The sequence below is a fragment of the Campylobacter sp. CCUG 57310 genome, from assembly GCF_013201975.1.
GTDB classification, from domain to species: Bacteria; Campylobacterota; Campylobacteria; order Campylobacterales; family Campylobacteraceae; genus Campylobacter_A; species Campylobacter_A canis.
The window spans coordinates 1-21,501 of sequence record NZ_CP053846.1; the positions used below are offsets into that span (position 1 = coordinate 1).

The following is a 21,501-nucleotide window of genomic DNA, read 5'->3' on the forward strand; positions in this document are numbered from 1 at the left end:
CCGCCGTGCTTGCTCTGAAACGCTGAAAAGCTGGCAGTGCTGGCGTGTCCTATGCACCCAGCGTTTCGCTAGTCTAAACTTAAACAATTCTAAAGCGTGAGCTAGTCTAAATGGAGCTTATAGAAGTCTTAAAGTTAAGGTTAGTTTTATATTGCTTAGATAATTCTTAACTTAATATTCATATAAGATAACTATAATAATAATGTAGTTATAGTATAGTAATAATTTAGTAATCATATATTTAATATTTAATAATTATATATTGAAAACTTAGTAAATATACAATATAGATTTAGTTATCTTATAGTAATCTTATAAATGTATTTACTGATTTTACCTCTTAAATTTAGCTAGCCGATCTAAAATTTGGCAAGCTAAATCAAAATTTAGCAAGAAGTTACTAATTATATATTTAAGAAATACTAAGAAATAAATAAAATTATACTGTAAATATATTTAAAAGATGATTATAAATAAAACTATAAATATAAGATTAGTATAAATATAGTAATAATTTAGTATAAATATAGTAATGATTATATCATAGTATAAATAAAGTTATCTTTTAGGATAAATATAAATATATTGTGATTTGTTAAATTTGATTACTTTTAGTAAAAAGTTATTTATTAATTAGTATAAATGTATTTATCTTAAAAGATAAGTTATAGTTTAAGATAAATATAAGTTAATGTATAGTATAATAATCATAGTTGGATTATGTAGTAAGCTATCAACAGTTACATAGTCTAAATTTCAATAAAAAGGTATAGAAATGAAACACATAGACCAAAAAATACTAAAGCACATATCAGATGAGCTGAAAACAAGTGCGGAACAAATACTTAAATGTGATTTGGTTTTAGTTCAAAGCAATATTAAGGACGGATTTTTTCCTATTGCAAGATTTGCGGACAATAAGCCTAGACACACGGAAGATAAAAATTTTATATTGTTTAAAGGCAAAAAATGTTTTAGTAAAAAAATAGGCAAATTTGAATACTTACTAGAAATTATTGATTTGAGTTAAAAATGCAAACATTTACAAATTCAAAGGGTTTTAAAATAATTAAAACTTCAAGACTAGAAATCACGGCAATAGGTGGATTTGGTATATGCGACAGTTGCTCTAAGACTTCGTCTGCTGGCTATCTTATTCCAGCATTAGGTAGTTATTGGTATTGTGAAGAGTGCTACCAAGAATGGTTAAAAACTTGCAAATACTATGAAGAAGATAGAGAATTTGAAACCAACAAATACCTATATTTTTTGAAACTTTTAGATATACAAATGCGGTTTGCAAAGGATTTTACTAAATGATAGTAGCTTTTTCACATCCTAAAGGCGGAGTGGGTAAAACCCTGCTCGCCTTTAATTATGCTATTTATAGCTTATACGCAAATAAAAAAGAGAATAAAGGGCGTGTTATAGTGGTCGATTTAGACGGGCAACACTCTATCACAAATTTTAACAAACTAAGACAATTAAAAACATCTCTTCCGACATTAGAAATTTTACAGTTTCAAGATGTTAATAAGCTTATTAGCTTCCTGAATAACGCTAACGACAACGATAAAATCATTATTGATACTGGCGGATTTGATAGCTCAAACAATAGGCTTGCTTTGGCTTTAGCTGATAAAGTTATTACACCGGTTAGCGACAGCCCAGTAGAATTAATGCGCTTATATGATTTTGATAAGATTATCAAAGAAATTGCAAGCAATATCAATTCTAGCACTATTAAGGCATATATCGTTTTAAACCGTATTCATAGCAGTTTAAAAAATATAGATTTTATCAAAGAGCCGTTTAAAGACAAGAAAGATTTTATATTTTTAGATAGCATAGTAAGAGATAGAGCCAGGATTAAATTTTCAGTTGCAAATGGTATTAGTGTATTTGAGGAAGATAAAAATTTAAGAGATGAAAAGGCAATCGGTGAGCTTCTAAGCTTATTTAATGAAATCGACAACATCAAAACAAAAGGATAAAAAAATGGGTAAGAAATTAAATGCAGATGATTTATCAGCTATTATGGATAATAGCGAAATGAAAGAAAATTTTAGCACTCCAGCTAACGAAATTCAACAAAGCAATAGCAATATTGAGGTTGTAAGAAGGTCAAGAAATAGAGTTCAATATAGGAATTTTAGTGTTAGCCTTGAAATTAACGACTATAACAAATTCCAGCAATACTTAATCGATAATGATATTAGATCGGGTTCAGCCCTAGTAAGAGATTTGTTAAAAGACGGGGGCATACTATGAGTAGTAAGTTCTTTAATGAAGTAGAGTTAAAATTTTTAATAAATGATTTACTTAGCAACCCTATTTCAATACACGAAGCAGGCAACTATCATATAGCTAAATTTTTACAATTTTTTACTAAAAAAGATTATGAAATAATCCTATTTAAACAGCAGGTAAGGAAAGAGCTAGAGCATTATTTTAATTATATGATTTTCTTATCAAGTGCAGAACATCACGAAGAAACGTCAAGAAAGAATTTAGACATCAATCAAAAAATGCAAGTGATAGTAGAAGAATATGTAAAACAAGGCAAAATCAGCCAAGAATTAGCTGATTTTTTACTATTAAAAAACCCTCGTTTAGAACCTAGATTTTCCAAATTTAAAATATCTAAACACAAAGAAAACCATTATTTTAATTGTGCTAGTTGTAGGGGTATTATATACTGCTATACCAACAGATTTGATAGCGAATTATGTAAGCAATTCATAGACTTTTACTTTCTAAAAGCTCAAGAGCATTTAGATCAAGTTAAAAGTTGTGAAGCCGGTAAAACTATCATAGAAGATAACCAAGTTTTAAAAAACCTCGCTAAGTATTAGGCGCACAAAATGAGGAAGACGATAAGATTATGGCTTTTACTGGTATTAGCTATTTCTTTTAGTGCATACTTTTTTTATCAAACATCTAAACCGTATCGTATAACAAGCGATAACGAGATAATAATAAGACCCTTAGAGCAACAACAACGCTATTGCTTTAAGCTGGCAAGCGATCAGCAAATAAAAGATATTGAAAGCGGTAAATTAAATATGCTACCTTGCGTTGCAATGTCCGAAAAAAGCTTTTATTCTTTTAAGGCAAAGCTTGACAAATATTTTGAAAACGAAAAAAATATTACAGTTAAAGAAATGGATAGGCTTTTTTCGAGTAATTAATTTTAAGAGATAGGTTTTGCCTATCTCTTAAATTCTTATTGTCTTTGCTGTCTTTGAGTGTTTTTAGTAGTATTTTCTTCTTGATTTTCTTGCTGTAAATTTGGCTTATCTTCTAGGCTAATTTGATTAAATTCTTCTGACGCTTTCTGCGCTTCTTCCATATCTTTTTTAAAATTCGATAGTGCATTATCATACATACTGCCTAAAACCGCCTTTTGCGCCTCGCTTAATCCCTGCTCGTCTTTCATCTCTAAATCATATTTAGCCCTTATCTCTTCTATACTATATGGCTTATCTTCAAAATCGACTTTTAAATCCATATTAATTTCTCTTTTGGTTAGCTCTTCGATTTTAAACACGTCATCTTTTGTAAAATCAACTTGATACAATTCTTTAACTATTCCGCTCATGGTTTCAGCATTTGCACTGCCATAGCCAGTATAAAAATCTCTTAAAAAGGCAACTGCCAGCAACTCTTTATTATCTGCTAGTTCCCTATCCCAAACAGCCTCTTGGCAATTTAAAATGATTTGATTAAATTTCTTATTTTCATCTGTTTTTATAGTGGTTTGCGTATTCTCCTTATGAATTTTATTCATCAGCTCTTCAACATTTACTTTATCGTTAAACGTTCTTACGGCTTTTAAAACGTCCGCAAATACATCTTTTAGCTTGTTATTTGGATCAGCTTGCAAATAACCTAAAAGATATTTTGCGCTCGATGTTTCTAATTTGAATTGATTAGATGTAATAAACGCAAAGCTTTCCGCCTCGCACTCTCTCCTTGTCTTATTAAAGACTTTTCTATCGAAATAATCTTGTGTATGTAAAATTCTATGCCCTACTTCGTGTAAAAGCGTAGCTAACTGGTTATTTATATCCATATTGCTATCTATGTGTATTTCGCTCTTGCCGTTTTTGGTAGTAAAATAACCGCTCATATCCTGCTGAATAGGTCTAAAGTTAATATCTACTTTTAGTTTATCGCTAAATACCTTTGCTATCTCTATTAAATCATCTTTTGTATAACGCTCATTTGCCAGCTCTACACCGTCTATTTTCTTTATAATTCCGCTCTCGTAAGCGTCTGTTTGGTTTGCGTCATAGACTTTGCCAGTTAGCCAGTAGCTAGTATGCGTCATTTGATTACCGTCTTTGTCTAGCTTCGGTATCTTCTCGCCGTTTTCATCAAGCTTATAAACATAGTTTTTAATTCCTTGCTCAACAACAGCTTGCATTTCGTAGGCTTTTTCGATATGTGGCACAAAAATTTTAATAGGCTTGTCTTTTATAGATACGCCCAATTCTTTCCAGTCTTTTTCGGATTTTACAAATCCGCTAAGTTCTATCCCTCTTTTTTGCATTTGAGCTTGGATTAGCATAACGTTATTAATCGAATAGCGGTATAAATCCTTAAATTGCGCTACGTATTCTTGATACTCTTTTAAAGCCTCTTTTGCTGTTTCAGGATTTTTAAGCCTATCCTCTAAGTCCTGAAAAAGATTGATAGCGTTTTCTTTAATGCTTTCTTGCTCCTCCCTCCAGTTCTTTTTCCAGTCGTCTTTTTTGTGCTGTTCGCTCTCATATACGCTTAATTCGCTCTCTTTCATTGCTGGCAACTTAAATCTTCTACTTGCTTGATACATATAGCCTGCAATATTGTTAGCCTCTTGCCCTTTTAATAGACTATCTTTAAATTGCTCTTGCACCTTTTCGCTTTGTGTGGCTACAAAATCGAAAATTTGCTTTAGTGTAACAACTTCTTTGTTTCCGTCTTTCCTTGTAAAAGTAAAGGTATTGTTCGGGTTTAGTTCGTTCTTGACCGCAAAATCATCTAGCCAGTCTTTAAAGCTTGCCATTTGAAAACTCCTTAGAAAAATTTTAAAATATTATATCAAAAAAGTTATGTAAATCCGCATAACTTTTTAAATTAAATAGTTAAAATATGATTAAGTTTTTTTAAGATTTGAGTTAGGGGGGGGGAGTAAATTACGGTATTATTTTTTCCAAGCTCTTAAATCGGTTACTTCTATTCTAAATAGCGGTTTTGTATTATTGTCATCTTCTGCTAAGATTTCTAAAACGGCACTTTCGCCTAACGCATTTTCTCTATTTAGGATATGCAAAGCCACTAGCTCACAAGCTTTCAAGGTTATATCTTTTTTATCTAACCATTGATTGCCTTTTTTGTTTAATTCGCCAATATAGATATTATTTGTTATCGGAGATAAGCCTATTTCATAGTTCTTCATTTCTTGCCTTTTTCTATTAGCATTTTCTTTAAAATTTCTATCTCCAGCTTTTGCTCCCTGATAGTTTCTAAAAGCGATAAAGTCTTTTCATACCACAAAGGCAAGGTATCTTCATAAGTATAGCCGTTTAAAACGTTATTCTTTTTGCCTACCAAACTACAAAATTCAACCTGCGTCATCTTTAAATCTTTTAACTTTTCTACAAAATCCGCTTTTGTCATAACTTATTAATCGCTTCCAAATAAAATAAAATTTCTCTCTTTTGTTCTGCTTCTTGCATATATGCTTTTAAAAGCTTCTCCAGCTCTTCATTTTGCCTTTTAATATCTTCTATGTTCTTATTGATACTAGGAATAAGGCTACCCTTAATTTCGCTCGTAGCGCTGTTTATAGTGCTTATAATGTGCGTCTTTGAATTTGTAAAGCCTGATAATATATCTCCAGCACAAATACAACCAAAAGCTAAACTGGCAAATGCTATAAATAAAACTATCTTCTTCATTTTGTAGCCTGATTATCTATAAGTTTTTTTAGTATCTCGACACTAAAATTTATATTCTGCTTCTCTTCGCTCTCGCTCTTTAAAAGCTCTCTGTGATTTGTTAAAAGCTTCTTTTTAAGCTCTTCGTTCTTAACCAGCTCTTCGATTTGCGTATTGATGATCCGCTCATAATTTCTTATTACTTCGTTGTTAAATTGCTTTACTCTGTTATTATACTCTGAAAAAGCTTGATTTATTCCGTCTTCTCCGCTACTGCTCCATACTCCAGCAAGGCTTAAATTTAAAGCTATTAAGCAAATGGCAATAACTCTCATTAAAAGCCCCTTTCTGCGCTTTTTGTATTGATTATATCTTGTAGCTTATTGATTACTTCCTGATTAAAAACTATCTCTTTTTCTATCACTGCTTGCAACTGTAAAATTTTCTGATTTTGTATTAAAATATCCCTATTTTGCACTTCTAAAACTTGGTGTGCGTAATGCACTTTCTTAATGATTTCGGCTATCTTCTGCGCTGTTTGCTGGTCTAGCTGATTAAAGTATAAAATGCTTTGCTGTCCTAAGCTCTGCGCCAACCCCTCATCTCTACAACCTCCACAACCAAAAGCATAAACAGCCCCTAAAATAAGCAAAAATGCCTTTTTCATTGTTCGCCTTTCTTTGTGATTTTCTCTGCCGAATTCCTTTTTAATTGCTCTCTTAGGCTCTTATCAATCTTAGCGTTAAAACTGCCAAGAATTCTAAACAAAAAAGCCCTTAAATGGTGCCCGTCTTTAGTCAAGTTAAAGCTAAATTTATAATACAAAATCATAGCTATTATGTAGATAGTTATTACCACATCAAGGGTAAAAAATCTTATATCACTCTTATACAGCAAATAAGAAACACCGAGCATACAAAAATTAAAGCCACTGGCTACAAGATAGACTATACCTAGCTTTAATTTGTATTGCTCTTTATTGATTATATTTAGTATATTCTCTTTGTGTATTCGTTCTTTTTCGGTTAAGTTCTCTTGTCTTATCATCTCTTGCCTTTAAAATCTTTTTCCGCCCGGATTAAAAAGCCGTTAAAAATCATATTTCTATATTTTATAAGTTCAAATATAAAATTTGATTTATTGACTAAAATATTCTTTGCCAACTCTTTTTTATTAACAATAGTAATATATTGCTTCTCGTGAGTTTTAAATACGTCTTGATGTTCTTTTGTGAGTTGTTTTAATGCTCCTGGCGAATTAGCAAAACAGCTACACGCCAAAAAAATAACTGTATATAAAATTTTATTCATATTCTCGCTTTCTCGCTCTTTCTTTGATAGCTTCCACAAAGGAATAATCAACCGAATTTAGTATAGTTTCCACATCAACTTCGATAATCTTTTTATCTTCGCTTGATTGTTTTTCTTCTGCCTTAGCAGTCATTACCTCTTCAAGCTCTTTTAGATTACTTACCGATTTACCATTTACAAAAAAGCTAGTGTTCGTAAGGTTATCTTTATCATAACTGATTACCAGCGATATATTAAGTTCTTCGGCTTTCTTTAAAATTTGATCTTCTAAAATTTTAAAGATTTCCTCCTGGTATATAATTTGTAGTTCTTTGGTAGTAGGCATTGCTTCGTAATTTCTTATAATTTGCCATATAGTCTTATCAAGATTATTAAAAAGTGTCGGATTTTTTGATAATTGTTGTGCTATTTTTTTTAAGTTCTCTAGCTTGTTTAGCGCAATATCAAATATAAAAGGCATTGTGTGGCTCTCTCCCTATCTCTTCTGAATTCTATTTGTATTTATTTTACTTTCTTTTATATCCTGGCTATTAGTTGCCTTTTTAGTATCGCAAGACTTAAAAAACACGTCTTCAAACCATTTAGCGTTTGAGTATCGCTCTATTAAACCGTCTTTCGTTGATTTTTCAGCCACCAGCTTTAAATTTGAAAATTTTTGCTCCTGCTCGTCTTTAATAAACTCGCTATTGTCATATATATAAAATTTATCGCATAGTGGCATTATCTTAGCTAGATTTTCAAAGCTTTGTTTATATCTGCGCTCTAATATAGCTTCATCGATACTGTGTCCGTTCTTGCTGGCTCTTATGGCTACTCTTTGCTTTGATAGCTCTACACTATTAAGCCCTACATAGTAAAGCGTAATGTGATAGCCCTTTTCTTTGGCTTCCTCAATAAATTTAACTATACCCTTTCCGCTTAAAGTAGTTTCGATATTAAAATCTACTCCACGCTCTAGGTAATGCTTCCTAAGCTTTAAGGCTAATTTCCCCGCTCTTGTTTGATCGTCTTGATTTCTCCAGTCGCCAAACTCTCTTACTATCTCGTCCGAATTTATCCTTGCGCCGTAAAAGTCTAAATTCTCCAGTTGCTTAATGTAAAACGTGCTTTTACCAGCTCCATTAACTCCAGCAAAAATATATAAATTATTCATCTCAAAGCTCTAAATTTAATTATTTTAAACTATGTTTTTCTATTTTATCAAGATAAGCGTTATACTCTTTAATCTGATTTTTAAAATTTATCCAGCCACTAATTAAGACAGATTCTAAATAACCGAAAAATAGTATAAAACCAAAAAAGTCTTCGGTCGTCATATCTTTATAGTTTAGTATAAGACTTATCAAACAAACTATCAAAATCGCAATAGAATATATTTTGCACGTTTTTAAATTTTCTTCGACTTGTCTTATCATACTCCATTAACTCCAGCAAAAATATATAAATTTATTGCAAGGCTCTATTTGAGGCTTGATACCACCTTACCAAAAGAAAAATTCCAGCTATGGTAAAGAAATAAATAATAATATAGTCAGTTGGAAAATCTAAATTTATTTTTTCAAAAGCTAAATAAAGCTTACCAAAAAAAACGCTACACGTAATCAATGATGTTGCAGTGAGGGTATAAAACGCTATATCCCACTTTTTTAATAAATATAAGATTAGTATTACACTAAGCACTACGCCTAAAATTATAATCTCATAACGAAATAATTCGAGTAAATTTATACTTAATTCATTATTTAAACTTGTAAAATCTCTCATTTTATATCTCCTTGTTTCTTATTTCGATATTCCTTTTAAACTACAATTACTCACTACCGCCACTAAAAAAAAGCCAGCCTAACAATAGCCCAGTTCCAAATCCGCTACCCTTGTCTTTTTTTTCTTTTGCACCCAGTATAGGCAAGACAACAAATAGAAGAAATGCAAGACACACACACATAGTAACTGTCAAATATTTGCTGTATTCTAAAATAAACAACAAATCAAATCCAGCAATATTGGTTTTTATATTGCTTTTATCTCCTCCTTTTATAATCACCAGCATATAAGGGGCTAAACCAGCCATAATAAAACCAAAAATACCAGCAATTCTAGTCTCTTTTCTAAAAAGCATAGCAATACTTGCAATAACTGTAAATATTACAACCACTATAAGAATACCCGATAAATCAAAACTAGCTTTTGATATTGCCATTGCAGGGGTTGTCATTTTCTCTCCTTACTTCTTCTTTTCTGCTTTTTGTTTAGCCTGCTCCAGCTGTCCTTTAGCACTATCAAGTTTTACCTTTGCTTCGTCTAGCTTAACCTTGTTTTCATCGGTAGGGCTGATCTCGTATTCTGCCCTAGCCTCTGCCTCTTCCTTTACTGCCTCTTTGTAGGTTTCTTTTGCCTTTGATAGCTTATGCTCTTCTGCGGTCATACCGTCTTTTTCGATTGTGTAGCTCTCCATAGCGACTATTCTATCAAAACTACCTTTTCCGCCCGGCATATCATAGCCTTTTGTTTTTTCTAATAATTCGTTTCTAACTAATTTATTGTTTCTCTCTTCGATAGTATTAAAAGCATCTTTATTTCTATACCCCCCCTTATAATCTGTTCCCCAGTATAAAACATACTTACCATTTTCAAAAGTGCATTTAGCTTCACTTACTCCTAATTCAGGGTATTTTTTTATTCTATTGCAAAAATCTTGCTCTGCCTCTGCTCCAGCTTGCGCTCCAAAAACCAAACCGATTACCGTTAAGCTAAGTAAAACTACCTTCTTCATCTGCTTACTCCTTATTTTTTAATTATACCATTTTTTTTAGGTTAATATCAATTTTTTTTAGGTTAGTCAATATTTTTTTATAGCTGGAAACTATACCTTTCTAACCTTTGCCCTAGTTGCTCTGTCGCAAAGCTGGCGTTATGGTCGTTCACGCCTATAATTTTAAATACCCAAGACGGCGCTTGCATTATGATCCGCCAAAGCATATAGCAAGCTCCTACCGCCCCCACGATTTTTAACAAAGCAGCAAAGATATATAAGACTGCCGTTAGCCATACTTGACTTTGCAACTCTTTAAAAGAGGTCATTTGCTCTATTGCATAAATCATAAAAATATCGTTGAAAAGTCCATACACAAACAAAGCAAAATATATGAAAATTACTATTAGCACTGGCTTAAATAAAAGGCAAATTCCTAAGACTAAAAAATCAACTATCTTTCTTGTTCGTCCAGCAGTTAAAGAAAACGCCGTTACAAACGGCATAATATAAAAATACTTCGCCAACTCTATAATATAGCCTATAAAGGCTAAAGAGCCTGCTACTATCGCCACCGTTAGCGGTATATAAGATAATATTGCCGTATATAAAGTTCCCACAACGATTATAGCTAGGATTGTTTGCGCCCCCTTTGCTATCTTGCCTAAAAAGTTTTTAATCTTAATAGCAATGTTAAATTTATTTAAAGGTATCATATCAAAAAGCTTTTCTAGTGCGCTATCGCCTTTCTTATCTGACGGCTTAAGAATATTAAATACATCTCCAGCACCTGGAAGCATTAAATAGGTTAAATTTCCCAAAAACATACCTCCAGCTTCGCCCAAAAATACATCTACATCATCTTTTACATCGCCAAACCAGCCTGAAACACCCCCGCCGTTTCGCTCCGCCTGATACCTTTTAGCCCTATCTTCGCTTGATTTTTCTATCTGATTTCTATTCTCCTGCATTAGCTGATTAGCAACTGAATTATCGGATATAACGCTTATATTTTCGATTAAAACTGTCATACCAGCAATAATCGTTGAGCTTACCCAACCTAAATCATTTTGTCTTCTATCTATCGTTTCGTTGATCTGCTTTAGCGTGGTCGTAAGCTCGTGATTTTTAATATTTTTCTCTACTGCCTGCAATAAAATATCGTTTTGTCTTTGTAAGTTGTAATATGATTTTAGTTTATACTCGATATACTGGCAACCTGCGAAACTATATTTTTCATTTTTCTTATAAAGGTTAAATTTGTCCGTATCATCTGACGGATTTAAAAAGCTTGTGATATTCGGGTATCTATCTTTACACTCTTTATAACCTCGCTCGTAGCTGACTATTATGCTTTTATAATTTAGCTTATTTTCTCTAAATATCTTCTCGCCCTCTACCGTAAAAGCACCTACGCTACTATAAAGCTTTTGCATATAAATTTCTGCGCCCTTACTTCCTACTTTGTCCGCTACCTTATTACTTAAATAAGCTCCAGCCCTCATAATCTTTTGTATCGGCGTTGCGTTAATATTGTCATTTTCAGGAATAGGCATAAAAAACGTAGCAAAAGTTATTACTGGAATTAATAAAATTTGTAAAATATTCTCCTTGCTCTGCCTTTTTTCAACCTGATTAACAAGATTTCTCACAGCCATAGCACCGAAAAAATAACCGCCTATAAGAACTAATAAGCCATATTGCAAAGCGGTATATACCGAACTTATATTATAGTAAAGCTTGCCGTAAAAGGCTAAGTTAGCTTTATTAAAGCTGTCTGCTGTTGCTAATATCTCTTCGTTATTTTTTGCTTCTGTCGTATTTGTGCCGTAAATTGCGGTCGGATCTTTTAAGGTTAAAAGTCCGCTATTATCGGTCTTATCAAAATCTATCAAGGCTGGATCAAGCGTTACCAGGCTTGATAAAAATCTCGATAAGGTAAATTCCTGCGTGCTTTGCGTAAATTTCGCTATACCGTCAAAATTTGCGCTTCTGCTTGATAAGCTCTTTATATCCACTACCTGATTTGTTTCTTTAATACACTGCTTATTTTTGGTATTTGCGTTAAGTCCTAAGCTCTGTGTTAAATCAGTCTTTGGAAAAATACTACAATAAGTTATACCGTTTTGTGGGTCAAATGCGGTTACTAATGCTATAAAATCATCTGTTACTTGCCTACACTGTGGCGCGCAAGTAGTATTTATTACTTCGTCATCTGTCTTAAAAACCGACTTTAAATCATCTGCAAAAAGTGCGGTAAGGAATATACTAAAAACTAAAACTATCTTCTTCATTTTTTGCCCTATCTAATTAACGCTTCAACTTCTGCTTTAGCCAAATTTCTATCAAATTTTATATTCATAATAACTGCTTTTTCTGCCGTTAGTGAGATAATATCTTTTTTCTTCTCATACTCTAAGCCTATATCTTTCATTATCTTTACTTCTTCCCTTATCTGCTTATTTATCCTATTAACGGTATCTACCTTTATATCCTGCCTTAAAATGTCTATATACTCTCTTGTAGGCGTTGCGATAAAGTCCTTATTAAAGGCTCTTGATAGCTCAAAATTTAATACTTTTTGTTGCTCTGCGTCTAAAAGCTTGTGTATATTTCTTACTTCGTTATCTCTTATGCTCTGAAAAGAAGATAACGGCGATTTTCTTAACTTAGCCGATATTGATTGATTAAACCTATAAGGCGAATTATCGATACTAACAGCCGTTAATTCAGTTACTCTATTGTTTCTTTCTTGATTGTATTCGTCTATATCTTTTGCCATTGTGCTAACTATATCTTCGATAGTTACGTCCTCTATCTCTTTACTCTTGTTCTCTCCAATATTTTTTATAAGCTTAATTTTCTCCTGGTCGAATTGTAAAAGTGCCGTATTTGCTAAAGTGCCTTTTTCTAGCATTTTTTCAAAGCCGCCCTTTCCACCTGGTGCGTCATAAGAGGGTTTTTTACTTGTCTTTTTATTGCTTGCGCCGCTTCCGTATATGCCTATATCGTGCTGTGTTATACCACCAAAACCGCTATCTTTACCGCCGTTTTTCTCTCTTTGCCTGCATAATTCCCTTAAAGGGCTTTCATCTTGTGAAATGCCGTAAGACTTCTTTTTTAAACCGGGCAAATTTGGCAATATGCTACATACGTCAAAGCTGGCTTCCATATCAGGGATTAAGCTACAAAAGTCTAAATTTGGCTCTGGGATAAAGTAGCATTTGCCAAAAGGGCTGTTTTGCACTTGATCGACAATCTTATCAAGCTTATCGATATTGCCGTTTATGCCTCTAATTTTTCCGCCTAACAAGCCGTCCAGTTTATCGGTAGCTCCGCCGACTATTCCGTCTATTACGTCTTTACCTTTGTTTATGCCGTCCGTAATTGCTTCACTTGTATTGCCGATTTTGCCTGCAATTTCATCAAGCGGATTAGCAAATACACAAACCGCTACTAAAATACTGATTAAACCTACCTTTTTCATTGTGCTACTCCTAAATTTTTATCATCATATAATTTCTTGTAAAGCTTGTAAGCCTCGCCTAAAAACTCTTTTTTGGATATATATTGCGTTATAGGTATCGGCGTTTGCATTTTCTTAATCTCAAAACTTACCTTTTTACCGTATTTAGCAAGGTCGCTTTCAGTGGTCGCCGTTGCTCTATACATTTTGCCGTCATTAAAAACTATCATTTCGCCGTTATTCATACTTACGACTTCATCGTGTCTTATTGCTGGCTCTTTCTCAATTCTGTATCTATCTTCATTACTTAGCTTTCCTTTTTCGCCCTCTTTGCGATCCGAAAATTCTTTATCGATAAATCTTTGCTCCTTGACTGTATCTGCGTAATATTTAGTAACATCAGGGTTAATGCTCTTCATTAAAATATGCGTTCCCGTAGTGTCAAAAATTTCTATTCTTTCAGAGCTTGCAGAGCTTATAATTTTTCCTACCACGTCAAGCTGTGAGGTCGATTGAAAAATAGGGATTATTGAAATTCCTAAAGCACGTGATTTACTCATAAGCCTACCGAAGCCGTCAATGACATAACTTCCTATTTCGTCAAACCAGCAAATAAAAGGAATTTCAGGCTCTACCGCCTTTTGCGCCTTTTCGGCTGCAACCCCTTTTAATAAGCCCAAAATAAGCTTTCCTAGCTGTTTTGGCGTGGTATCGCTTGCCATTGTAGGCAAGGTAACAAAAATAAATTTATTTCTTTGTATAGTTTCAAACAGTGATATAGTAGGCGTTTGAGTGTTAAAAACTCTTCCGTAATCGCTTTTTAAGCTAGTAATAACACCTATCCAAGCCGAAGCCGACATTGTGCTATCATAAGCTCCCTGTTCTGAATTTGTTTGCGCCTCTTTTTGTCTATTCTTAATCTCTTCTACGCTGGCGGTTAAAAATTTGCTCTTTTGCATTGAGATTGTAACGCTTACATAGGTTATAAAATCATCTAGTGCGGTGCTAAGATAAATTTTTTCTCTATATTTGATTGCGCTATCCACCAAAGCGTCAAGTGTCAAATAGTCCGCTAAAATTGAAAAGTCCAGTTTTAAATTTTCGTGATCCCTTTGCCACACTAAAAGCTTTAAGATATTTTTCATAAATTCTTTTTGTTTAGCTTTCCACTCGTTCTCTTCTCCCTCTAGCAAAGCGGTTAAAATTTCATATAAAGCCTCTGCACTTCCGCTTAATAGTGGATTAATTGTGTGCGTGTTATCCATATCTAAAAAGTTAATATGTATAAAGTCGTCTTCTCTGCCTAAAGCGACAAATAAGCCGTAAATTTCCTTAGCAAACTCCAGCGTGCCTTTACCATCTACGCAAAGCCCCCCACCGTCATTTTTTAGCTGTTGTTCTATCATACCTTTCATTAAAACGGATTTTCCAGCTCCGATAGTCGCTACGATTATTAAGTGCCTTTTAAACTGCTCTGCATTTAGCAATAAAGGTCTTACTATATTACCCTGCTTTCTAACCGATTTAACGGCGTTTCCTTGAAATTTCTTAACTTCAAGCCCTAAATTTATAAGATACTTTTTAGCTGGTATATTTTTCTCTATATTTTCGTTAGTTCTGTTATCTTTTTTATCCCTGCTAGTCAAAAAAGTAAAGAGTATAAAAAGGCTCGCCCAAAACGTTGTGTGAGCCGTAAAATGCACGTTATAGCTTTTGTAGTCCAGTAGCATTAATGCGTTGGCCACAAAAGCTATAAAAAAAATCAAGTAGATAAAATACCTAAACATTTCATCTTTAATAATCAAGGATTTAAAATTCGCTCTATCGGGTTTAAAAAATCGCTCTTTTACAAATTCAACTTCTGCCATTTTAAAAATCCTCGTCTTCTTCTTTATCTGCGCTGTGCTTATCTCTTGTAAAAACTATATGCAAGTGTGGCTCTTCCTGGTTAAAGTGATAAGCGCAGATGATCGCATTTACTCTTAAAAAGGTTTTTACTGCATAATCCGAAAAGTCTTTTAAAACTGATAAAATTTCGCTTGCACTGCTTATATTGTTTTGCATACAGTAGCTTAAAATATCGGTATAAACTAGCAAATTATCAACTCTTTCATACCCTATATTTCTAACCTCTTGTATAGTATCTCTATCCTTGCCCCTGCTTAAAAATTCATCTCTTAGCAAGATTTCTTCGTTTGGTATATAGTAAGCGTTTATTTGGCTTCTTGAATTTCTATGCTTTTCAGTTGTGTTAAAAAGGTAGCCAAAGAAATTTATTGCGTGTCTATCGCTTTGAAAATTTGCCGTTGAAGTAGTAGCGAATTTCAACTGCTTATTAATTATCATTTTGCCAAAGTCTAAATTCATTTTATAAGCCCCTCTTGTCTTAGTGCGTTCTCATAAAAATTAATACTGGCTATAATCTTTTCTTGTGTATCGGGCGTTTCGTGATACTCTTCCAAATCGTTTATTTTCTCTTTTTCCTCTTGTAAAATTTCGTTTGCTAATCTCTCTTCATCTAAGATATTTTGCGGAATTAAATTTTTAAATAGTGCATACTTAAAAAATAGTCCTGCGCCGTGTCTTTTAACGCTGTTAAGATCGGCGTTATCCAAAGCCCCTATAAGTTCGTATTGTGTAAAATTCTCTGCTAAAACGACCAAATTTGCCGTTCCTATGTTTAAGCCTTGAATATGATTACTCCAAAGCTCCATTAAAAAATATTCGGCTATATTGCCGTTTTGCTCCAAAATCTCTTTATAATTTATTTCAGTTTCTGCCGAAACGTGATAATCTCTTATCTTCTCAAAAATTTTGCTATACAAAGGGTAGTTTTGTATCTCTTTCACTTCTTCAAGCTTAGTAAGTTCCAAATCGTTCATATCGTGAAAAATATTCTCTGTCAAGAAAATATCGTTATTTCCATAAACTCTAAAGAAATTTTTTGATAGCTTATTGATATTTGTTTCTACTCTATCTTTTTTTATCTCCGTTCGATACTTGAAAAAATTTACTATCTTTTCGGTAGGTATATCCCAGTAACTCTGTTTCTTTGCCTTAATAAAACCCTCTTTAAAAGTGTCTTGATAAGTTATATTGCATACTGATATATCTATTTGCTTTTTTAGATAGATAAACATTGCCACTAAGCAGATTAAAAAGGTTAGATATATATAAATGCTTGAATAGGTTTTATCAGTCATAAATAGCATATAAACGCCCCATATTACACCGATACCACCTAATGTCATACTTTTTATTACTTGTCTTTCGGACTTATCCGAAAACGGCAAGCTTGCAATAAAAAAAACCATAATAACCAGGAATATAATTGTTAGCGTGATAGCTATTGTCATTTTATTACACCCTCTTTAAAGTCGTTTGTATTCTCCGTGTCTATTTCATTGCTTTTAAGTTTTATTTGCTGTGTCATCAAGAAATTTATAGCCTTATCCTGCAATAAACTATCCTCTTTTACCTTTTGAATTTTTAAGAGTAGGTCATTTTGTATTTTCAAAATTTCGTTATACTCTCTGTATTTTTCCTCTAGCTCTTGTTGCGCTTGCATATTTTGCTTATATGCCTCTTCAACTTCCATTATTGCCTGCTGTTTAGTTTGATTTATAGTGCCAACGCAAGAAATTTTATAGCACTTGGCATTTAGCAAAGATACCAGCACAAAGATAGATAATAAAACTCTCATATAAAACCCTTAATTAAAAAAAGTGCTACAAAGTAGCACTTTCATTATAAACCTAACGCCGAAGTCCAGTAATTTTTTAATACAAGCAAGCCTTTAAGGCTATCTTGTAATAAAAATGTTCCGATTAAAGCGTCTATCAATACGCCTACTACCGCACCGACTACGGCTGCGATAGCCATTGTATAGCCTATTTTATTACTTTCCTCGTGTTGATTGCCCTCTTTTTTAGCGTGTCTATACCCCATAAACATACCGCCCAAAAAGGCTATAACCGGCGTCCACCCGATAACGTTTTTCATAAACGTTCCCGAAGTAGTAGTTACCGAAGTATCAAGGTTTTTAACAACCTTATCTACGTTATCAAATTCTCCAGCTCCAAACGCAACGCTTGTGCCTAAAAGCAATAACATAAAACACAAAATTAAATTACTTTTTTTCATCTTAAAAATCCTCGTCTTCTGGTCTTTCCGCAAAGTCAATTTTTGTATAAAAACCTTTTACGGATAAATCTAAAGTTAAAAGATCGCCCTTAGCGTTTCTTATGCTCTCGCCGTCTATAAGTTTTTTCATATCGTTATTGTTTAAAACTCTTCCGAACGCCTTTTGATTGTAAGGTATATGAAAATCGCACTCTCCACTATTAAACCACTCTTTACCGTCTTTTTGCGGTTGATAGCCAGTGCAATAAATCATTTTTTCGCCTTTTTTTAAAGTGCCTTTTTGACACAAAGGACATACAGTTGCCATTTTTTACTCCTTAATTTGTTAATTGTTTTTGCCAGTATTGACTTATAACATCAAATAAATTTTTATTATCAGGGATAAATAAAGCCTCACTTGCTATATAAGCCCACACTATATAAATAATACTCACGCATATAAAACTTATCACGCTAAAGGATAAAACAGTTAGATAATCTTGCTTGTAATTGTCTTTTACCGCCTGCATTGTGCCGTAGCCAAAGCCTACGATCAAAACTAAAAACGGCATATTATAAAACACGATACGTCCTACGGTTTGCACCATTAGCAAAGTTGAATACGCACCTAAAGCGTCATTTGTTGCACCTCCTCCTACTAAAGCTAAAACAGCACCCCTGCTATTAGCCCAAAAGATTTTAAAGATTTTTTGCGAATAAAAATTTGCTTCGTTCAGGTTAGTAACATCAAGTATCTTAATTACCGTTATAAACAGCATACAAAACACAAAATGCACTACAAAAGCAAGTAAAACAACGTTTAATATACTAAAACCGCTTGTAGTGTTGTCTTTTGCTTTCATAAGCCCCCTAATCATCACTACGCCAAAAGGTAGCATAGCAAAAGCCAAAGCGCAAGCACCAAAAACGGTAGCGGTTGATATTAAGTGAGTTCCAGCGTTAAAATTTGTTGTAAAATCTCCCATTTTAAACCCTATGCCACTATCTTATTTGGATCGCTATTAAATAGCCTCTCTTCAAAGCTAGTAATAGGCAATTTCATACTAAACACGCCCTTAGAATACCATACGCAAAGCTCAAAGCGTTCTATCGTTTCAAGCATTTTAACTACGCTTTCTTCGGGATTTAAAACCCTTGTAATACTATCTATAAACTCCCTCTTCTTATCAGGCGAAGTCATTAAAATTCTTGTATCGACTATTTCCGCCATATTTTGCGGAATTTGCGATAGTTGTTGCGCTATAAGTATTAAATGCACGCCGTATTTTCTAGCCTCTAGTGCTAACTTTTCAAGCAATACGCAAAAATAAGGCACTCTAAAGAAATTTGCGCTCTCTTCCATAACGTAGATTTTTTTAGATATTGACTTGCTCTCAAACTTCCTTTTTAGCGCATAAGCACGGTCTTTCAAGTAAGTTTTTTGGAAGATACTTACAAAAATCGGCACGAAAAGGCTATTTTCTTTAAAGTTATTCAAGTCCATACTTAAAAAATTAGTATTTACGGTATCTTCTGTATCAAAATTTGAAAAAAGCCCTAAATCATCGACATCTTTTAGCTTCTTAGCCAAACTTGCGTAATCAGCCCTTAAATCCTCTGAAATTTGTTGATTTTCCGCTTCTATTTTCGCCATTTTAATTACGTCTTCTAGTAGCGGTTTCTTTAAAAATTCAAACTCTGACGGCAACTCTTTAAGATACTCATTTTCGCTAAAGCCCAAATTGATAATTTTGTTTCTTAGCTCTTTGTTTCTTATATCCCTTACTCTGTATTTTTGGAATTCTTGCTCGCCGTTATAAATTTTTCTTAAAATACTGCTATATCTTGCTATTTCCGATGAAGTTAATGTATCTGTTCCGTGTTGTGAGCTTAGAATAAGACTTATTAAGTCCGCTGAAAAAATTAGATCGGCTTCAAAGACTTCTTCATTTGTATTGTCTAAATTCACTATGTTATAACTAAAATGTGCTAAATCACTCTCTACGTGCGCTATGCTGTTATCTTTATTGCTCTTTAAAAATTCAATAAGTTTTTTATTGCTAAAGCCTATATCATAGTATCTTACTATAACCTTGTCTTTATCAAGATTATTAGCCTTTGCGGTCTTATAATCTACGTCTAGCATAGTCGTTAAAATCTTCTGCATTGTAAAGCTTTTGCCAGCTCCAGTGTTAGCAACTATAAATGTGTGTGGGTTAAAATTATCATCAGCAAAAGAATAATTTATAAAGCTTCCGTTCTTATCAAACCCCCAAAAATCCGCATTTTTAGTTCTTTCTTTATGCACGCAACTTACATAATTCGCCAAAAAGTCAATCGGTGCTAAAAAGTCGTATTCGCTATCCCTAAATTTTAAAGGCGTTTTTTGTAGGCTCTTAGTTTTAAAAATATCCTTTTTGATAAAATTTACCTTTAAAGCCGTTCCGAAGTTTCCTAAGATACTCTCGTCAAGGCGTTTAAAGTGCGCTGTGCTATTTACTATAACTAGCTTCTGTTCGCCGTTATCGTAAGCCTCTTTAAGTTGCAAAAAGTGCGATTTCTTACCAGTCCATTTAGCGGTATTTATAAGCCTTGCGATATGATTTTCTATGCTCTGCCTGCCTATGTCAAAATAAGTCCATACTGCGCCGTCAAAATCCATTTTATAAAGGCTTTGTATATTTGTTTTGCCTACGTTCTCCAGCGTCTTATAAGACTGGTATAAGTCCGTGTGATTTAGGTTTTGATATATGTTTTCCCTTGCAAGCTTTGAAAAAATCTGATAATTACTCTCTAAGGCTGAATTGAAATTTAGTGATATAGTCCTATGAATATCTTTGTCTTGTATATAGTAGTGATTTTGTAAGAAAAGGTCTAGGATAGAATTTGCTAATTCTTCTCCAGTAAGCAAACTGACTTTAAATTTATCTGCTATGCTCTTAACTATATTCTTGTTATAAGAAAAGATATACTGCTTATGGTAAAACTTATCTTTAAAAACTACATACCAAAAAAAGCTGTCTTTGCTGTTGCTGTAAGTTCTGTAAATTTCATCTACTCCCAAATCGTCCAAATAAACTGGGATATTGCTTTTACTCTCTATTTTGATACCGTATAAATTTTTATACATAGTATTGACGACTATATGATCCTCTGCTATATCGTCAATAATTAGCCCTCTATTTGAATAAAAATCATTAAAAAACTCTTTAATCGGTGCTAAAATTCTACTAAATAGAGTTTGATTTATAGTCCCCTGCGCTTTTTCTGATTTATAAACAAAGTAAATAACTATACAAATCGCTATGATAACAAGTAATAATATAGGGTTCATCTATTCTCTTCCTCTCCGAAAAAATTATTAAAATGGTTAATGAATTTTGCGTAATAATTGTAGTTTTGCTTCTTAGCAAATCCCTTGTTATAGCACTCGATAGCCTCTTTTGCCGTTTCGTATTTACTACCGCAAAGCAATAAAACGTCTTTTGATTTATTGATATTGTATTCAGGCTCGAATATATACTCCAGCTCGTCTTTGGTTAAATTTTGTTTTGAAATTTGCATAAGCCCAAAATCAATATTAAAGTCAAAATCCCAAAAAAAGCTCGATAATTCAAGCATTGCGCCTTTATCTTCGCTTGATATGCTAACTGCATATCTGTTACTATCATACTTTGAGGCTCTAAAGCTATAAACGCTATCTTTAAAGCCATTTTTTAAGTAATCGATCATCTCTTTATTGTCGGTCAAAAAAGAGATAATAAAAGGCTTAAAATCACTCTCCGTCTTAGCTATTGTATAAAGCACTCTTACATCGATATTGTTATCATAAGCAATCTTTTTTAAGCTATCTGCTATCTCTTGCCTTATGTCCGCCTGCAAGAAATTTATTAAAGCCAGTAGTAGTAAAAAACCTCTCTTCATCTG

At 33.2% G+C, this 21,501-nt stretch carries 30 protein-coding genes; 5 read left to right on the plus strand and 25 right to left on the minus strand.

Features of this window, described 5'->3' with window-relative positions:
• Positions 1–775: 775 nt before the first annotated feature.
• From CORI_RS10290 to CORI_RS10310, 5 genes are read left to right on the plus strand one after another with little or no spacing between them, the layout of a single operon-like run.
• Positions 776–1,030: a hypothetical protein gene (locus tag CORI_RS10290; RefSeq protein WP_173032001.1), complete on the plus strand. Its 255-nt coding sequence runs from the start codon at positions 776–778 to the stop codon at positions 1,028–1,030.
• Between the two features lie 2 nt (positions 1,031–1,032).
• Complete coding sequence (locus CORI_RS10295) at positions 1,033–1,320, plus strand: demethylase (protein WP_173032002.1); 288 nt, start codon at positions 1,033–1,035, stop codon at positions 1,318–1,320.
• Positions 1,317–1,994: a ParA family protein gene (locus CORI_RS10300; protein ID WP_173032003.1), complete on the plus strand. Its 678-nt coding sequence runs from the start codon at positions 1,317–1,319 to the stop codon at positions 1,992–1,994. Before CORI_RS10295 ends, CORI_RS10300 begins: the two co-directional genes overlap by 4 nt.
• Positions 1,995–1,998: 4 nt before the next feature.
• A complete protein-coding gene (locus CORI_RS10305) occupies positions 1,999–2,271 on the plus strand; it encodes a hypothetical protein (protein ID WP_173032004.1) in 273 nt (90 codons plus the stop codon).
• Positions 2,268–2,855, plus strand: a complete 588-nt coding sequence (locus CORI_RS10310) for a hypothetical protein (RefSeq protein ID WP_173032005.1) — start codon at positions 2,268–2,270, stop codon at positions 2,853–2,855. Before CORI_RS10305 ends, CORI_RS10310 begins: the two co-directional genes overlap by 4 nt.
• A gap of 371 nt (positions 2,856–3,226) precedes the next feature.
• On the opposite strand, the gene CORI_RS10315 is transcribed toward CORI_RS10310, so the two are convergent.
• The 25 genes from CORI_RS10315 to CORI_RS10435 all read right to left on the minus strand — a co-directional run bounded on the left by CORI_RS10315 (position 3,227) and on the right by CORI_RS10435 (position 21,498).
• Positions 3,227–5,050 (minus strand): ImmA/IrrE family metallo-endopeptidase, encoded by a 1,824-nt coding sequence (locus tag CORI_RS10315; protein ID WP_173032006.1) that lies wholly within the window; start codon positions 5,048–5,050, stop codon positions 3,227–3,229.
• Between the two features lie 138 nt (positions 5,051–5,188).
• Entirely contained in the window at positions 5,189–5,443 is a 255-nt protein-coding gene (locus CORI_RS10320; protein ID WP_173032007.1) for a hypothetical protein, read from the minus strand.
• On the minus strand, positions 5,440–5,664 hold the full coding sequence (locus CORI_RS10325) for a hypothetical protein (protein WP_173032008.1): 225 nt from the start codon (positions 5,662–5,664) through the stop codon (positions 5,440–5,442). The genes CORI_RS10320 and CORI_RS10325 overlap by 4 nt, the downstream gene beginning before the upstream one ends.
• A complete protein-coding gene (locus tag CORI_RS10330) occupies positions 5,661–5,945 on the minus strand; it encodes a hypothetical protein (RefSeq protein WP_173032009.1) in 285 nt (94 codons plus the stop codon). Before CORI_RS10330 ends, CORI_RS10325 begins: the two co-directional genes overlap by 4 nt.
• Positions 5,942–6,259: a hypothetical protein gene (locus CORI_RS10335; RefSeq protein ID WP_173032010.1), complete on the minus strand. Its 318-nt coding sequence runs from the start codon at positions 6,257–6,259 to the stop codon at positions 5,942–5,944. The genes CORI_RS10330 and CORI_RS10335 overlap by 4 nt, the downstream gene beginning before the upstream one ends.
• The gene (locus CORI_RS10340; RefSeq protein WP_173032011.1) at positions 6,259–6,591 is read right to left on the minus strand and encodes a hypothetical protein; all 333 of its coding nucleotides are present in this window, start codon (positions 6,589–6,591) and stop codon (positions 6,259–6,261) included. Before CORI_RS10340 ends, CORI_RS10335 begins: the two co-directional genes overlap by 1 nt.
• Entirely contained in the window at positions 6,588–6,971 is a 384-nt protein-coding gene (locus CORI_RS10345) for a hypothetical protein (RefSeq protein ID WP_173032012.1), read from the minus strand. The genes CORI_RS10340 and CORI_RS10345 overlap by 4 nt, the downstream gene beginning before the upstream one ends.
• Complete coding sequence (locus CORI_RS10350) at positions 6,968–7,234, minus strand: hypothetical protein (RefSeq protein ID WP_173032013.1); 267 nt, start codon at positions 7,232–7,234, stop codon at positions 6,968–6,970. The genes CORI_RS10345 and CORI_RS10350 overlap by 4 nt, the downstream gene beginning before the upstream one ends.
• Entirely contained in the window at positions 7,227–7,694 is a 468-nt protein-coding gene (locus CORI_RS10355; RefSeq protein ID WP_173032014.1) for a hypothetical protein, read from the minus strand. Before CORI_RS10355 ends, CORI_RS10350 begins: the two co-directional genes overlap by 8 nt.
• A gap of 15 nt (positions 7,695–7,709) precedes the next feature.
• Positions 7,710–8,387 carry a zeta toxin family protein gene (locus tag CORI_RS10360; RefSeq protein WP_173032015.1) on the minus strand — a complete coding sequence of 226 codons (678 nt, stop codon included), beginning with the start codon at positions 8,385–8,387 and terminating at the stop codon, positions 7,710–7,712.
• Between the two features lie 19 nt (positions 8,388–8,406).
• Positions 8,407–8,649, minus strand: coding sequence for a hypothetical protein (locus tag CORI_RS10365; RefSeq protein WP_173032016.1), 243 nt, complete (start codon positions 8,647–8,649; stop codon positions 8,407–8,409).
• Between the two features lie 31 nt (positions 8,650–8,680).
• The gene (locus CORI_RS10370; protein WP_173032017.1) at positions 8,681–8,998 is read right to left on the minus strand and encodes a hypothetical protein; all 318 of its coding nucleotides are present in this window, start codon (positions 8,996–8,998) and stop codon (positions 8,681–8,683) included.
• A 46-nt stretch (positions 8,999–9,044) separates the two neighbouring features.
• The gene (locus tag CORI_RS10375) at positions 9,045–9,449 is read right to left on the minus strand and encodes a hypothetical protein (protein ID WP_173032018.1); all 405 of its coding nucleotides are present in this window, start codon (positions 9,447–9,449) and stop codon (positions 9,045–9,047) included.
• A gap of 9 nt (positions 9,450–9,458) precedes the next feature.
• Positions 9,459–10,007, minus strand: coding sequence for a hypothetical protein (locus tag CORI_RS10380; protein ID WP_173032019.1), 549 nt, complete (start codon positions 10,005–10,007; stop codon positions 9,459–9,461).
• Positions 10,008–10,084: 77 nt separating this feature from the next.
• Positions 10,085–12,280, minus strand: coding sequence for a hypothetical protein (locus tag CORI_RS10385; RefSeq protein WP_173032020.1), 2,196 nt, complete (start codon positions 12,278–12,280; stop codon positions 10,085–10,087).
• Positions 12,281–12,288: 8 nt separating this feature from the next.
• Positions 12,289–13,473 (minus strand): hypothetical protein, encoded by a 1,185-nt coding sequence (locus tag CORI_RS10390; RefSeq protein ID WP_173032021.1) that lies wholly within the window; start codon positions 13,471–13,473, stop codon positions 12,289–12,291.
• The gene (locus CORI_RS10395) at positions 13,470–15,320 is read right to left on the minus strand and encodes a type IV secretory system conjugative DNA transfer family protein (protein WP_173032022.1); all 1,851 of its coding nucleotides are present in this window, start codon (positions 15,318–15,320) and stop codon (positions 13,470–13,472) included. Before CORI_RS10395 ends, CORI_RS10390 begins: the two co-directional genes overlap by 4 nt.
• Position 15,321: 1 nt before the next feature.
• The gene (locus tag CORI_RS10400) at positions 15,322–15,819 is read right to left on the minus strand and encodes a hypothetical protein (protein WP_173032023.1); all 498 of its coding nucleotides are present in this window, start codon (positions 15,817–15,819) and stop codon (positions 15,322–15,324) included.
• Complete coding sequence (locus CORI_RS10405; RefSeq protein WP_173032024.1) at positions 15,816–16,766, minus strand: hypothetical protein; 951 nt, start codon at positions 16,764–16,766, stop codon at positions 15,816–15,818. The genes CORI_RS10400 and CORI_RS10405 overlap by 4 nt, the downstream gene beginning before the upstream one ends.
• Before the next feature lie 38 nt (positions 16,767–16,804).
• The gene (locus CORI_RS10410; RefSeq protein ID WP_173032025.1) at positions 16,805–17,155 is read right to left on the minus strand and encodes a hypothetical protein; all 351 of its coding nucleotides are present in this window, start codon (positions 17,153–17,155) and stop codon (positions 16,805–16,807) included.
• Between the two features lie 44 nt (positions 17,156–17,199).
• Positions 17,200–17,595 carry a hypothetical protein gene (locus CORI_RS10415; protein ID WP_173032026.1) on the minus strand — a complete coding sequence of 132 codons (396 nt, stop codon included), beginning with the start codon at positions 17,593–17,595 and terminating at the stop codon, positions 17,200–17,202.
• A 1-nt stretch (position 17,596) separates the two neighbouring features.
• Positions 17,597–17,848, minus strand: a complete 252-nt coding sequence (locus tag CORI_RS10420; RefSeq protein ID WP_173032027.1) for a hypothetical protein — start codon at positions 17,846–17,848, stop codon at positions 17,597–17,599.
• Positions 17,849–17,912: 64 nt separating this feature from the next.
• Positions 17,913–18,560, minus strand: a complete 648-nt coding sequence (locus CORI_RS10425; RefSeq protein ID WP_173032028.1) for a hypothetical protein — start codon at positions 18,558–18,560, stop codon at positions 17,913–17,915.
• An 8-nt stretch (positions 18,561–18,568) separates the two neighbouring features.
• Positions 18,569–20,908 (minus strand): hypothetical protein, encoded by a 2,340-nt coding sequence (locus CORI_RS10430; RefSeq protein WP_173032029.1) that lies wholly within the window; start codon positions 20,906–20,908, stop codon positions 18,569–18,571.
• Positions 20,905–21,498 (minus strand): transglycosylase SLT domain-containing protein, encoded by a 594-nt coding sequence (locus CORI_RS10435; protein ID WP_173032030.1) that lies wholly within the window; start codon positions 21,496–21,498, stop codon positions 20,905–20,907. The genes CORI_RS10430 and CORI_RS10435 overlap by 4 nt, the downstream gene beginning before the upstream one ends.
• Positions 21,499–21,501: the final 3 nt, after the last annotated feature.

Bases quoted from the DNA above. Each gene is read 5' to 3' on its own strand.
- CORI_RS10290 (WP_173032001.1), top strand. From the start codon at position 776: ATGAAACACATAGACCAAAAAATACTAAAGCACATATCAGATGAGCTG.
- CORI_RS10295 (WP_173032002.1), top strand. From the start codon at position 1,033: ATGCAAACATTTACAAATTCAAAGGGTTTTAAAATAATTAAAACTTCA.
- CORI_RS10300 (WP_173032003.1), top strand. From the start codon at position 1,317: ATGATAGTAGCTTTTTCACATCCTAAAGGCGGAGTGGGTAAAACCCTG.
- CORI_RS10305 (WP_173032004.1), top strand. From the start codon at position 1,999: ATGGGTAAGAAATTAAATGCAGATGATTTATCAGCTATTATGGATAAT.
- CORI_RS10310 (WP_173032005.1), top strand. From the start codon at position 2,268: ATGAGTAGTAAGTTCTTTAATGAAGTAGAGTTAAAATTTTTAATAAAT.
- CORI_RS10315 (WP_173032006.1), bottom strand. From the start codon at position 5,050: ATGGCAAGCTTTAAAGACTGGCTAGATGATTTTGCGGTCAAGAACGAA.
- CORI_RS10320 (WP_173032007.1), bottom strand. From the start codon at position 5,443: ATGAAGAACTATGAAATAGGCTTATCTCCGATAACAAATAATATCTAT.
- CORI_RS10325 (WP_173032008.1), bottom strand. From the start codon at position 5,664: ATGACAAAAGCGGATTTTGTAGAAAAGTTAAAAGATTTAAAGATGACG.
- CORI_RS10330 (WP_173032009.1), bottom strand. From the start codon at position 5,945: ATGAAGAAGATAGTTTTATTTATAGCATTTGCCAGTTTAGCTTTTGGT.
- CORI_RS10335 (WP_173032010.1), bottom strand. From the start codon at position 6,259: ATGAGAGTTATTGCCATTTGCTTAATAGCTTTAAATTTAAGCCTTGCT.
- CORI_RS10340 (WP_173032011.1), bottom strand. From the start codon at position 6,591: ATGAAAAAGGCATTTTTGCTTATTTTAGGGGCTGTTTATGCTTTTGGT.
- CORI_RS10345 (WP_173032012.1), bottom strand. From the start codon at position 6,971: ATGATAAGACAAGAGAACTTAACCGAAAAAGAACGAATACACAAAGAG.
- CORI_RS10350 (WP_173032013.1), bottom strand. From the start codon at position 7,234: ATGAATAAAATTTTATATACAGTTATTTTTTTGGCGTGTAGCTGTTTT.
- CORI_RS10355 (WP_173032014.1), bottom strand. From the start codon at position 7,694: ATGCCTTTTATATTTGATATTGCGCTAAACAAGCTAGAGAACTTAAAA.
- CORI_RS10360 (WP_173032015.1), bottom strand. From the start codon at position 8,387: ATGAATAATTTATATATTTTTGCTGGAGTTAATGGAGCTGGTAAAAGC.
- CORI_RS10365 (WP_173032016.1), bottom strand. From the start codon at position 8,649: ATGATAAGACAAGTCGAAGAAAATTTAAAAACGTGCAAAATATATTCT.
- CORI_RS10370 (WP_173032017.1), bottom strand. From the start codon at position 8,998: ATGAGAGATTTTACAAGTTTAAATAATGAATTAAGTATAAATTTACTC.
- CORI_RS10375 (WP_173032018.1), bottom strand. From the start codon at position 9,449: ATGACAACCCCTGCAATGGCAATATCAAAAGCTAGTTTTGATTTATCG.
- CORI_RS10380 (WP_173032019.1), bottom strand. From the start codon at position 10,007: ATGAAGAAGGTAGTTTTACTTAGCTTAACGGTAATCGGTTTGGTTTTT.
- CORI_RS10385 (WP_173032020.1), bottom strand. From the start codon at position 12,280: ATGAAGAAGATAGTTTTAGTTTTTAGTATATTCCTTACCGCACTTTTT.
- CORI_RS10390 (WP_173032021.1), bottom strand. From the start codon at position 13,473: ATGAAAAAGGTAGGTTTAATCAGTATTTTAGTAGCGGTTTGTGTATTT.
- CORI_RS10395 (WP_173032022.1), bottom strand. From the start codon at position 15,320: ATGGCAGAAGTTGAATTTGTAAAAGAGCGATTTTTTAAACCCGATAGA.
- CORI_RS10400 (WP_173032023.1), bottom strand. From the start codon at position 15,819: ATGAATTTAGACTTTGGCAAAATGATAATTAATAAGCAGTTGAAATTC.
- CORI_RS10405 (WP_173032024.1), bottom strand. From the start codon at position 16,766: ATGGTTTTTTTTATTGCAAGCTTGCCGTTTTCGGATAAGTCCGAAAGA.
- CORI_RS10410 (WP_173032025.1), bottom strand. From the start codon at position 17,155: ATGAGAGTTTTATTATCTATCTTTGTGCTGGTATCTTTGCTAAATGCC.
- CORI_RS10415 (WP_173032026.1), bottom strand. From the start codon at position 17,595: ATGAAAAAAAGTAATTTAATTTTGTGTTTTATGTTATTGCTTTTAGGC.
- CORI_RS10420 (WP_173032027.1), bottom strand. From the start codon at position 17,848: ATGATTTATTGCACTGGCTATCAACCGCAAAAAGACGGTAAAGAGTGG.
- CORI_RS10425 (WP_173032028.1), bottom strand. From the start codon at position 18,560: ATGGGAGATTTTACAACAAATTTTAACGCTGGAACTCACTTAATATCA.
- CORI_RS10430 (WP_173032029.1), bottom strand. From the start codon at position 20,908: ATGAACCCTATATTATTACTTGTTATCATAGCGATTTGTATAGTTATT.
- CORI_RS10435 (WP_173032030.1), bottom strand. From the start codon at position 21,498: ATGAAGAGAGGTTTTTTACTACTACTGGCTTTAATAAATTTCTTGCAG.